The following is a 12097-nucleotide window of genomic DNA, read 5'->3' on the forward strand; positions in this document are numbered from 1 at the left end:
AGCGCTGGGAACAAAAACCCCGGCCGGCATGGGGCGCCGGATGGGAAGGCCATGCGAGTCAGGGCGCGGTGCTGCGATTCAGGCGCACATAGGCGTCGAGCAGGTCCGTCTTGTAGACCGCGCCAAGTAGCACAGGCTTGGCCCTGCTCTCCACGGCCGGCAAGCGTTCGCCATGATGGCGGTTGAACTGTTCGAACGCTTCATCGAGCGACATTTCTGGCGTGATGGTGGCCAGGAAATCGCGGCGCAGGAGGTCTGCGGCCTGCAGACTGCGGTGGAATGTGCCGTCGGCGACGGCCGCTGCAACTTCGCTCAACGCCACCACGCCTTGGAAGAGCTGGGCATCGTCCACAACATAGACATATTTCACCGGATGGACACGAAACATCGCCGTGATGTCGTCCAGGGTCGCCCCCAACGTGACGACGGTTTCGGCGGGACGGATGAGTTCGCGCATTTGCGTGCTCAGCAAACGCAGTCGCTCGCGCTCATCGCGGCTGCGTATGCTTGTGATGGCGTACATCGACGGGCTACCGATGCCACGGGCCAGGAAATAGGCGAGCACGCAGGCAAGCATCAGCGGCAGCATGATGTGATAGCTGAGCGTCATTTCGAAGATCATCAGGATGGCCATCAGCGGCGCACCGGTGGCGGCGGCCAAGACCGCCCCCATGCCAACGATGACGAAGATGGCCGGCGTCGGCGCCACCGCCGGCCATAGCGCGATCACGGCCTGCCCGAACAACTGGCCGATGGCGGCGCCAAGAAACAGGGTAGGCGTGAAGATACCGCCGATGGCGCCTGAGCCGGTCGTAAACATCGTTGCGATGACCTTGCAAATCAAGACAGTCAGCACGGACGACCACAGCCATGGAGAATGGAGCATCGAATTGACGACGCTGTAGCCGTTGCCCCACACTTGTGGCACCCAGACCGAGACGATGCCCACCAGCAGTCCGCCAACGCCCAATCGTGCCGGCAGGGGGAGCGCCGTGGTTTCGAAGGTGCGCTTGGACAGCGCCAGCAAGCGCAGGAATTGCGGCGCGATCAGGCCCGCGATGATGCCCAGTGCTATAAAAAGCGGCACCGCACCGTTGGGCACATCCGTCAGCGCCGGCATTTCGTAGGTCGGCCGGTAGTTGGGGAAGCGGCGCATCGTAATATTTGCCATCACCGAGGCGATCATGATCGGCCCGAGGCTGTCCATGACCATGGTGCCCAATACGATTTCCGTGACAAAGAAGGCGCTGGCGATCGGAGCATTGTAGGCGGCCGTGATGCCGGCCGCCGCGCCGCAGGCAACCAGCAAACGCAGTCGCGGCGCATCGAAGCGTCTCAAGCGGCCGATCGAAGAGGCGCACATGGCCGCCAATTGCACCATCGAACCCTCGCGGCCGATCGAGCCGCCGGAGGCGATTGTGCAGAGCGAGGATGCGCTGTTGAGCAAAGTCTGGCGTACGGAAATGCGCCCGTCGCCCAGTGCGACGGCTTCCATGTAATCGGCTGGCGCGTTGGCAGCATATCGTTTTGCAAAGACGAGGAAGAGCCCGGCAACAACGCCACCGGCAGCGGGAAGCAGCATGCGCATCTGCCAGGGTAGGGCCGCGGCCATTTCGACGAACGATCCGCTGTGCCCGACGAGTAGCCACTGCATGCCGGCCAGGCCTTCGCGAAAGGCGATTGTCGCCAGCGCCCCCGCCATGCCGACCAAGCCGGCCCACAGCATCATTGCCGGGGCGCCGGCAAAGCGGGGTAGCCGCTTCACGAGCGCGGAAAAGCCTGTCAGCTGGGAGGTCATGAATGGCGCAGTCGGAAACAATGCCGCATCATCCCATATTTGGACTATGGGGCCAAGATGCGCTGCGGCCCATTGCGTAGTCCGGAAATGACAACGCCCGCTGCATGAGCGGGCGTTTCTTGATGCGTGTTCTTGGTGGCCCGGGGCGGAACCGAACCACCGTCACAACTCAACATCAAGGAAGGCGATGGGTCTCAGTGCTTCGACGCTCACGGCAACACAGCGCCCGAATTCAGGCGTAGCTGGAGGCCGTGAGTGTGGAGGACGAACGCCGGCCTGGCGTCCTGCAATCCCAGCGCCGTCAGCCGTTCGGCCATCGGATGGCTGCCGGGACCGATCCGCAGGCGCAGCGAGCCGGGCAGGCATAGCCGGCCTTTGCCGCGGATGTTGATCAGCGCGCGCAGCATGCCGCGCTGGTGGGTGGAGTACAGGATCAGGTTGATCAGCGGCGCGGGGAGGCCCAGGCCGGCCGTCCCCGACAGCGAGAAGATGGGCGCGCCGCCGGCCGGATCGTGCACGGCGCCGCTGAAGCTGGCGCCTTGCAGCGCGAAGTCGATCGGGGTCACGAACTTGGGGTAGCCCCAGATGTCGCGTCCGGCCGCGCAGGCCGCCGGCGTGGTGACGGGCAGGTCGACGACATGGAAGCCGAGCCGGTTCCTGTCCAGGTTCTTGAACAGCGACAGCAGCGGCCAGGCCGGCGGCTCGGTTCCCCGGGGGACGCAGGCGATGGCCGTGCCCACTTCGTTGTAGCGGCCGATGGACGTGTGCCGGTACGCGTAGAACGCCACGACGGCCAGCGCCTTGCCGCCGAAGCGCACCACGTCGTATGGTTCACCCAGCAGCGCCTGGGCCCGGCCGCAATCGATCCAGTAGAAGGCCATCAATTGCGATGCGTCGTAGTACAGGATGGGCATCGCCACTTCGCCGGCCGAGGTGGCGACGGCGTTGCGGGGATATTGGAAGAATGGGTCCGCGTCAAATGAGGTCATGCTCAAACTCCGATGTTGGTGGTGTGGTCGAGCAGCTGCCCTTGCCAGTCTTCGACCATGGCGAGCCGGTTGATCTGGTTGGTGCCCTCGAAGATGCGCGTCAGGCGCACGTCACGGAAGATCTGTTCGATGCGCTGTTCGTGCAGGCCGCCATGGTCGGCCAGCAGGTCCATCGCCATCTCGCACACGACTTGCGCGCGGTCGGTCGCGTGGAACTTGCACAGCGAGGCGTGCAACTGGCGCGGCTTCCTGGCGTGGCGCGCTTCCTGCCACACCAGATTGCGGAGGGCGCGGGTCTCGGCCAGCATGGTCGCGATGTGCAGCTGCACATCCTGGTAGTCGAGCAGGGCTTTGCCGGCCAGCCGGTAACGGCGGGCGAACTCGATCGCCACTTCGGTGGCGGCGCGGGCGAAGCCGACCCCCATGGCGGCGACCGGAATGCGGGACGAATTGAGGGTGCCGCGATTGAGCACCCAGCCGTTGCGCAGGCCGCCGATCACGCGTCCGTCCGGAACGAAGGCGTTGTTGAATTCGACCTCGGCGGCGCCGGAGGCGCGCATGCCCATCTTGACCTCGGTGCGCGGAATGGTGACGCCCGGCGTGGCGCAGTCCACATAGAAGCAGGTCCAGGATTCCATGCCCTCGCCCTTGAGCGCGGCGAACACGGTCATGCTGCGGGCCAGGTCGCCGCCGCTGATGAAGCACTTGCGGCCGTTGAGCAGATAGCCGCCCGCCACCGGCGTGGCCACCACGCCGGGCCGGTATTGCTGCGCGCCGTGGCCTTCCTCGACGTCCGATCCGGCCTGCGGTTCCGTGATGGCGAAGGCGACCAGGTGCGGATCGCCGCGCTCGTTGCTGCGGTAGACGGGCAGCAGGAATTCACGGATGGTCGAGATGCGGCCCGACAGCAGCAACGGCATGCAGCCCAGGTGGTGGGCCGAAAGCAGCAGCATCTGGCCGCCGCACGCGCGCGCGAATTCCTCCACCACCAGGCTGCAGGCCCAGATCGGCGGGTGCAGGGCCGCGCCCCACGGCAGGCTGCCCAGGGGGGCGGGCAGGAAGTAGCTGAGCCAGCCTGCCTTGCCCGCTTCGATCAGCATCTGCCGCGCGGCGGGCGGGCACGCGCCCGGCGCCAGGTGGGGCTGCTGATCGAGCGCGCCCGCGATCGGCGCCAGATGGGTTTGCGCGAAGGCCCGGGCCCGGCGCCGCAGGTCGCGCAGGCCGCGCGGCAGGCGCGCGCAGTCCGTGTCCCACAGGTCGTCCAGCGGGCTGTTGGTGAAGGCGCGGCCGGCGGCGGGCAAGTGGCGGAACTTCAGCTGCGGCGACAGGGCGTGGTCGAACGGCAGGTGGCCTGCCAGATGGGTGGCGCGCGTCATGGCCGGCCTCCGCACAGGCCGTTCAACAGCAGCGGGATCTCGCGGGTGCCGCCGGCCAGCAGCTTCAGCATGTTCTGGTCGCGCACGATCTTCTCCGCGCCCACGTCGCGCATGTAGCCGACGCCGCCGTGGACTTGCACGCCCTGGTTGGCGCCATGGCACAGCGCGCCATGGGTGGCGGCGCGTTGGGCCGCGACTTCGTCGAGGGGGAGGTCATCGACCGGGCGGGACAGGCGGGCCAGCGCGCCGGATGCCTGCTGCCAAGCCATCTCGATCTCGCCCAGCATGATCTGGACGGCGGGATGGTCGCCGATCAGCTTGCCGCCTTGCTTGCGGATGGCGGCATAACCGGCCGCCAGCTCCCAGGCGTGACGTAGCGCGCCGGCGCCGATGGCCATCAGGCCCAGCATGTCCAGCTTCAGCATGCGTTCGTAGGCCAGGCGTGCATCGCCAGCCTCGGGCAGCAGCGCGGTGTCGGCGTCCGGCGCCAGGCGCACGCTGAACGCGGCCAGTTCGTCCAGGCCGTGCTGGGCGCGGCGCGGTTCGACCTGCAGTTGCTCGCGCGCGGCGCATTGCCAGCGGATGGTGTCGCCATGCCAGACCGGCCAGACCAGGTGCCGCCAGGACGCCGTCGTGATCACGGTGGTGCCGTGCCGGCGGCGGTCCAGCCAGTCGGCCAGCAAGGCGCCGTCGGCGCGCGGCCCGTGCGGGCGCAGGAAGCGGGCCAGTTCCGTGCGCGCCAGACCGAGATGGCCGGTGGTGACGAGGGCGGTATCGAGCACGCTCTGGCCCGCAATGTGGGCGCCGGACAGTGCGGCGGCCGAGCGCGCCAGCGCGCTGCGGTGCCAGGCGAACGCGACGCCGGCGTTGGCCCGCGCCACGAGCTGGAGCAAGCCCAGGTTGAATTGCATGGCGTTGGCATGATCGCAGTGTTCCCACAGCGCATAGCCGGGAGCCGCGCCGGGGGCCGGTATCAAGCCCAGTTCGGCGGCCTCGGTGCTCAAGGCGGTGAGGGTGTCGTGGGAAATGGGCGCTTCCGGTCGTTCGACCGCCGCCGCGATGCGCTGTGCGGCGAACGCATCGACTTCGGACAGTAACGCTGCCACGTCATCGGCATCTAGCATGGTTGTCTCCTTCTTGCTATGGTGAGTCCGGCCCACAACCGACGCGGGAAGCGGTGCCATTGGCGACTCTGTTTTGAGCCTCAACTCTAGCAATGGAAGTGGCGGACGCTGTATAGTGGTCGCGGCCAATAAATTTACATTTTCGGACAAATCAACGATGGGGAGCTGGGACTTTGCGCGTAGCGTCGCCGGGATACGGCTGCTAGCCGACTTGGGGGCCAGTCATGGCCTGGCGCCCAAGGAGGTGCTGGCGGGGACCGGCCTGCGCCAGCGCGACCTGGACGACGCCGGTTGCGTGGTGAGCGCCGAGCAGGAATTGCGCTTGATCCGCAACTTGCTGCGCCACTTGCGCCAGATGCCGGCGCTGGGCGTGGCCGCCGGCTTGCGCTACCACTATTCGACCTTCGGCTCACTGGGATTCGCCCTGGTCACGAGCCGGCATTCGCGCCAGGCGCTCGATGTCGCGCTGCGCTATTTCAACCTCACCCACGCGTTCACCCGGTTCGAGGCGACGGACAGCGAACATGAGACGGCCGTGTCGATCGACGCCGACCATGTGCCCGAGGACGTGCGGCGCTTCATCATTGAACGCGATGCGGCGGCGTTGGTGGCGGTCCAGCGCGAATTGATCGTGGTGTCCGATGCGTTGCGCCGCGTGGAGTTGCCGTTTCCCGCGCCCGGCGTGACGGCCCCCTATGAGCGGGCTTTTGGCTTGCTACCCCGGTTCGGCACAGGGCGCACCGTGGTCGCCTTCGCGCGCGAGCAAATGCTGCTGCCGTTGCCGCAGGCGAACGATCTGATGTTGAAATACAGCGAAGAGCAGTGCGTGCGCATCCTCGAACGCCACCGCGTGCGCATAGGGCTGGCGGCCAAGGTCAGGGAGCGCCTGGCCTGCAACATCGAACTGGGGATGGAAGAGGTGGCCAGCGCCATGTGCATGACCGCGCGCACCTTGCGGCGCCAGTTGACGCAGGAGGGCGCCGCGTTCAGCGCGATCCGCGACGAGGCCCGGATCGCGCTGGCCGAGGAATATCTGGTGGTGCTCAAACTGTCAGTGGACGAGACGGCCTATCGTTTGGGCTACCTGTCGTGTTCGGCGTTCATCACGGCGTTCCGGCGGCTCACCGGCGAAACGCCGCTCGTGTTCAGGAAACGCCTCGAACGCGAGGCGTGCGGCGCGGCAGGCGGGCGGTAGCGCACCACCGCCGGGACTCGGTTGAGTTCGCGCCGCACAAACAACAACGCCAACCCGTGTGGGTTGGCGTTCTCTCTGAAGCATTCTTGGTGGCCCGGGGCGGAATCGAACCACCGACACAAGGATTTTCAATCCTCTGCTCTACCAACTGAGCTACCAGGCCAAGGGCCGCAATTATAGCAGACGCCCCCAGGGGTTTGGCAAGGGCCTCGCCGCACTTTTATTGACAGTAATAATTTCGGGGTATAAGTTAGTTACTTTGCATGACATCGATAAGGAGCACTATGAAGCGGGCGACCTGGTTGGCGGCGGGATTGGTGGTGGCGGGGGCGGCGCATGGCGCCGATCTGTCGCCGGTGCAGAAGCAGATGCGCGAGATTTACCAGGAACTGGTGGAAACCAATACCACCAACTCCACCGGCTCCTGCACGGTGGCGGCCAACAAGATGGCCAGGCGCCTGAAGGCGGCCGGCTACAAGGACGCCGACCTGCACCTGATCGTGCCGCCCGGCGGTCCCGCCAAGGGCAACCTGGTGGCGCGCATCAAGGGTGACGGCAGCAAGAAGCCGCTGCTGCTGTTGGCCCACATCGACGTGGTCGAAGCCAACCGCGCCGACTGGGTGCGCGATCCGTTCAAGCTGGTCGAGGAGGACGGCATGTTCTACGCGCGCGGCGCCTCCGACGACAAGGCCATGGCCGCGTCCTTCGTCGCCAATATGATCCGCTACAAGAAGGAAAAGCTGGCGCCCAAGCGCGACATCGTCATGGCGCTGACCTGCGACGAGGAGATGGTGCCCAGTAAATTCGACGGCGCCGAGTACCTGTTCAACCACCACCGCGCGCTGATCGATGCCGAGATCGCGCTCAACGAAGGCGGCGGCGGCCTGCTGGACAAGCAGGGCAAGCCGGTACGCCACGGCATCCAGGCCGGCGAGAAAATTTACCAGAGCTTCCAGCTGGAGGTGACCAATCCCGGCGGCCACAGCTCCGCGCCGTACCGCGACAACGCCATCTACCATCTGGCGGAAGGCTTGTCGCGCCTGGGCCGCTTCGCCTTCCCGTTCAAGCTGTCGGACGTGACGCGCTCCTACTACGAGCGCATGTCCACCGTGGAGCAGGGCCAGGTGGCCGCCGACATGAAGGCCATCCTCAGCGATCCGCCCGACGCCGCCGCGCTGGAGCGCCTGTACGCGGTGAGCCCGGTGCACAACTCCACCGTGCGCACCACCTGCGTGGCGACCAGGGTCGATGCCGGCCACGCCGACAACGCGCTGCCGCAGCGCGCCCGCGCCACCGTCAACTGCCGCATCCTGCCGGACGAGAAGGTGGACGATGTGCAGGCCACGCTGCAGCGCGTGCTGGCCGATGACCAGATCAAGATCACCCGCATCGGCGAGGGCCTGAGCGCGCCGATGCCGCCGCTGACGCCGACGCTGATGAAGGCGGTGGAGGAGATCAGCAACGATATGTGGCCCGGCGTGCCGGTGATTCCGACCATGTCGACCGGCGGCACCGACGGCCGCTTCCTCAACAGCGGCGGCATCTGGACCTACGGTATCAGTGGCATGTTCGCCGGCCCGGAGGGCAGCGGCGCGCATGGCTTGAATGAGCATATCCGCGTGAAGTCGCTGTACGACGGCCAGGAGTACCTGTACCGCCTGGCCAAGCGGCTGGCCACCGAGTAGCGCTTATTCCGGCACGACGATGCGCCAGCGCCAGGGCTTGAGCACGGCCTGGCCTTCGTCGCCGGCCAGCTTGTACTTCTGCAGCGTGGCGGTCGGGTTGACGATCACGCGCACATTGTTCTTGCCCTGCTGGCGCTTGAAGGCGAACAGCTGGTCGTTGCCGACATCGAGCAGCTGCACCGCGCCGCCGCTGGCGCCGTTCCACAGCGCCTGGTTTTCCTTCTTCAGCTGATTCAGTCCGGCGTAGAAGCCTTCCAGCTCGTAGGTCTTCCAGTCGATCGGATCCTTCTCGAAGAACTCCAGCTTCTTGTCCAGCCGCGCCTCCTGGCCGCTGTACACCAGCGGGATGCCGGGCAGGGTGTAGCTCAGCACCGCCATCGCGCCGTAGGCCGGGCCGTACAAGTCCTTGTCCGTGCCCTGCCACGAGTTGATGTCGTGGTTGTTGGTGAACTGCAGGCGGTAGGCGTCGCGCGGGTAGGCCTTCGGTGGATTCGTCACGAAGGCTTTCAGTTCAGCCGCGCCGGCCTGGCCCTTGCCGATCTTTTGCATCAGCGCGTTGAGCGGCCAGTCGTAGCTGGCGTCGAATGCCTTCTCGTGCAGCGCCGGCTCGTCCCACTCGGCCAGCATGAACACCGGTTTGATCTTGTCGAGCTGCGCGCGCGCCTGGTTCCAGAATTCGGTCGGCACCAGGCCGGCGGCGTCGCAACGGAAGCCGTCGATGCCGGCCTCGCGCACCCAGAACGCCATCGCGTCGGTCATGCCCTTCCACAGGTCCTTGTTGGCGTAATCGAGGCCGATCACGTCGGTCCATTCCTCGGTGCCGCCGGCTTCGTTCTTGAAGGTGACGGAGTGGATTTCGCCCTTGTCGTTTTTCTTGTACCAGTCGGGGTGCTGGGTGGCCCAAGGATGGTCCCAGGCCGTGTGGTTGCCCACCCAGTCCAGGATCACGTGCATGCCCAGCCCGTGCGCCTGCTTGACCAGCTTGCGCAGGTCGTCCATGGTGCCGTAGTCCGGGCTGACGGCCTGGTAGTCCTTCACCGCGTAGTAGCTGCCCAGCGTGCCCTTGCGGTTTTGCTGGCCGATCGGGTGGAGCGGCATCAGCCAGACGATGTCCACGCCCATCTGCTTGAGGCGCGGCAGCGTGGCGGCGAAGGCGTTCAGCGTGCCTTCCTTGCTGTACTGGCGCAGGTTCACTTCGTAGACGTTGGAACTGCGCGACCAGGCCGGATGCTTCACGGCGCTGGTTTGAGCGTGGGCCGCGAGCGGTCCAAACATGAGTGCTGCCAGCGGCAGCAGGACGGCGAGCTTTTTCATGGATCTCCTTTATTTTTTCAGCGTGCGTTCGAACAGCTGGTAGATGCGGCGGTATTCATCGTACCAGCTCTCCGGGTGGACGAAGCCGTGGCGTTCCATCGGGTACGGCGCCAGCTCCCAGTTGTCTTTCTTCAGTTCGATGAAGCGCTGGGCCATGCGCACCGAGTCCTGGAAGAAGACGTTATCGTCGATCATGCCGTGGGCGATCAGCAGGTTGCCCTTCAACTGATCGGCGTATTCGATCGGCGACGAGATCTTGTACGCGTCCGGGTCCAGCTCCGGCGTGTTGAGGATGTTGGCGGTGTATTCGTGGTTGTAGGTGGTCCAGTCGGTGACGGGACGCAGCGCGGCGCCGGACTTGAACTGGTCCGGTGCGCGCAGCATCGCCATGAAGGTCATGAAGCCGCCGTAGCTGCCGCCGTAGATGCCGACGTTGGCGGGATCGCCCTGGTGGTTGGCCACCATCCAGTTCAAGCCGTCGATGTAGTCCTCCAGTTCCGGGTGGCCCATCTGGCGGTAGATGGCGGTGCGCCAGTTGCGGCCATAGCCCAGCGAGGCGCGGTAGTCCATGTCCAGCACGATGTAGCCTTTTTCCACCAGCAGGTTGTGGAACATCTGCTCGCGGAAGTAGACCGGGTAGCGCTTGGTGACGTTCTGCAGGTAGCCGGCGCCGTGCACGAACATCACCACCGGATATTTTTTGCCCGGTTCCAGCGTGGCCGGGCGATACAGCTTGGCCCACACCGGATCGGCGCCATGCGTGGACGGCACGGCGACGATCTGCGGCGTGATCCACTCGCGCGCCTTGAAGCCGGCGCTGCGGGTGTCGGTGAGCTGGGTGACGGCGCCGCCGCTGCTGGCGACGGTGGCGATCTGCGTCGGCATGTAGGACGTGGAGTAGCGCACCAGCAGCTTGCGGCCGTCCGGCGACAGCGCGAAGCTCTCCACGCCGCCCAGCGATGTCAGCTCGCGCAGCGCGCCGTCCCTGGTGGAGGTGGAGCACACCTCGTAGGTGCCGGGCAGCTTGGGATTGCACAGGAAGTAGGCGGTGCTGCCGTCGGCGTTCCATTCGATCTCGCTGGTTTCCCATTTGCCCGAGGTCAGCGCGCGCGCCTTGCCGTCGGCGGTTTGCATGTACAGGTGCGCGTAGCCGCTTTCCTCCGATTGATACCACAGCGTGCTGTTGTCCGGCTGCCAGCCGAAGTCGTTGCCGCGGTTGTTGACCCAGGCCGCGTCGCTCAGTCGGTGCACCGGTTTCAGTTTGGCGCCGGCCAGGTCGACGGTGGCGATCCAGCGGTCCTTGTTGTCGATCGCCTGCGCCATCACGGCCACTTGCGCGCCGTTGGCGCTCCAGCGGATCGAGTCCTCGCGGCTTTCGAAGCGCAGCGCGCGGTTGCCCTTGAGCGGGTCGAGCTTGTGCGCGGCGCGCAGCTCGGCCAGCGGGTCGACGGCGATGCCGGGCAGGGTGTCGAACGACAGATCGCTTACCTTGCGGGTCGATAGTTCAACCAGTTTCAGTTGGTGCGGCTGCGGGCCGGTGTCGCTGACGCGCTTGCGCTGGTCGTCGGTTTCCTCGTAGCCCGATTCGGTGACGTACTTGGCCAGCTTGCCGATGCGGCGCTTGTCGCCGTCCTTGGCGCTGGTGACCACCAGCAGGTAGCGGCCATCCGGCGACAGCGCGCTGGTTTCGATGACGACCTTCTCGCCGAGGTAGACGGGCAGCGGCGCGCGGGTGGCGTCGGCGCTGCGTTCGGCGTTGCGGCGGTCGCGGGTGGCGTCCTTCTCGTCCTTCAGGCGCGCCAGCGTGGAGAGCAGGCGCAGTTGCAGGTCGCGGCGGCTGTCGGCGTCCGGCGCGGCGTCCGGGTCCTTGGCGGTGCGCAGCAGCGCCACCGGCGACACCAGGCGCTCGGTGCGGCTCCAGCTGAACCAGTCGCTGCCGACGCGGAACTGCACGTGGGCGCCATCGGCCGCGTATTGCGGATCGGCGGCCGGCGTGGTGCCGCGCACGATCTGCGTCAGCGCGCCGGTCTTCAGGTCGCGTTCGAACAGGTCGCCGTTGCGCAGCAGGATGGCGCGCGTGTGCTCGCGGTTGTAGACCGGGGCGGCGGCGTCGAGGTTGGCCAGCTGCTTGTCGTCGACCAGCTTGGCGGCGTTGGGGGCGGCGATCTGGAAGGTGTCGCGCAGCGGCGAGCCGGCGCGCTTTTGCTTGTAGTAGACCTGGCGGCTGTCCCAGCCCCACCATGCGGCTTCCACCGGATTGCCGATCCAGTCGGGATTGGACATCGCCTGGTCCAGCGTGATTGGGGTGGGGGTGGCGCCGGCGCTGGCGGCGAATGAGCCGGCCATGGCGGCGGCGAGGAAGGGCAGGACAAAACGCATTGGTTGGGTCGCTTTGAAGTTGGGTGAACGGGAGCGCCGGATCGCGGCGCGTCCGAGATTCTAGCCCAAGCTTCAGTAGCGAGCCATCTTGTCGGTCCGCCCATGGCGCGCGTCCGGGCCGCCGCGGCGCGGCGCCAGGCGCAGGGCCAGCAGCAGGATGGCGCCAGCCGCCAGGAACATGGCGATCAGCGCGGCCAGCATGGCGGCGCTGCCGCCCCATGCCTGCATGCGCGCGCC

At 66.5% G+C, this 12097-nt stretch carries 8 protein-coding genes and 1 tRNA gene; 2 read left to right on the forward strand and 7 right to left on the reverse strand.

What is annotated here, in order from left to right; all coding sequences use genetic code 11:
* Window positions 1-58 precede the first annotated feature (58 nt).
* The 4 genes from GTP90_RS24760 to GTP90_RS24775 form a co-directional block, all read right to left on the reverse strand.
* On the reverse strand, window positions 59-1798 hold the full coding sequence (locus tag GTP90_RS24760) for a ClcB-like voltage-gated chloride channel protein (protein WP_161086030.1): 1740 nt from the start codon (window positions 1796-1798) through the stop codon (window positions 59-61).
* 209 nt (window positions 1799-2007) lie between these two features.
* Window positions 2008-2787, reverse strand: coding sequence for an acetoacetate decarboxylase family protein (locus GTP90_RS24765; protein ID WP_161086031.1), 780 nt, complete (start codon window positions 2785-2787; stop codon window positions 2008-2010).
* A gap of 2 nt (window positions 2788-2789) precedes the next feature.
* A complete protein-coding gene (locus tag GTP90_RS24770; RefSeq protein ID WP_161086032.1) occupies window positions 2790-4163 on the reverse strand; it encodes an acyl-CoA dehydrogenase family protein in 1374 nt (457 codons plus the stop codon).
* Entirely contained in the window at window positions 4160-5287 is a 1128-nt protein-coding gene (locus GTP90_RS24775) for an acyl-CoA dehydrogenase family protein (RefSeq protein WP_161086033.1), read from the reverse strand. Before GTP90_RS24775 ends, GTP90_RS24770 begins: the two co-directional genes overlap by 4 nt.
* Window positions 5288-5402: 115 nt before the next feature.
* On the opposite strand from GTP90_RS24775, the gene GTP90_RS24780 reads away from it, so the two are divergent.
* On the forward strand, window positions 5403-6482 hold the full coding sequence (locus GTP90_RS24780; RefSeq protein ID WP_371875122.1) for an AraC family transcriptional regulator: 1080 nt from the start codon (window positions 5403-5405) through the stop codon (window positions 6480-6482).
* Between the two features lie 87 nt (window positions 6483-6569).
* Here the strand turns inward: GTP90_RS24780 and GTP90_RS24785 are convergent.
* Window positions 6570-6645: transfer RNA gene (locus GTP90_RS24785), tRNA-Phe, on the reverse strand.
* 121 nt (window positions 6646-6766) lie between these two features.
* Here GTP90_RS24785 and GTP90_RS24790 point away from each other — a divergent pair.
* Window positions 6767-8167, forward strand: a complete 1401-nt coding sequence (locus GTP90_RS24790) for a M20/M25/M40 family metallo-hydrolase (RefSeq protein ID WP_161086034.1) — start codon at window positions 6767-6769, stop codon at window positions 8165-8167.
* A 3-nt stretch (window positions 8168-8170) separates the two neighbouring features.
* On the opposite strand, the gene GTP90_RS24795 is transcribed toward GTP90_RS24790, so the two are convergent.
* Together GTP90_RS24795 and GTP90_RS24800 are read right to left on the reverse strand one after the other, a co-directional pair.
* Complete coding sequence (locus GTP90_RS24795; RefSeq protein ID WP_161086035.1) at window positions 8171-9481, reverse strand: alpha-amylase family glycosyl hydrolase; 1311 nt, start codon at window positions 9479-9481, stop codon at window positions 8171-8173.
* A 9-nt stretch (window positions 9482-9490) separates the two neighbouring features.
* On the reverse strand, window positions 9491-11860 hold the full coding sequence (locus tag GTP90_RS24800) for a S9 family peptidase (RefSeq protein ID WP_254452029.1): 2370 nt from the start codon (window positions 11858-11860) through the stop codon (window positions 9491-9493).
* Window positions 11861-12097 lie beyond the last annotated feature (237 nt).

Origin of the sequence: Duganella vulcania (assembly GCF_009857655.1) — a bacterium.
Taxonomy (GTDB): domain Bacteria; phylum Pseudomonadota; class Gammaproteobacteria; order Burkholderiales; family Burkholderiaceae_D; genus Rugamonas; species Rugamonas vulcania.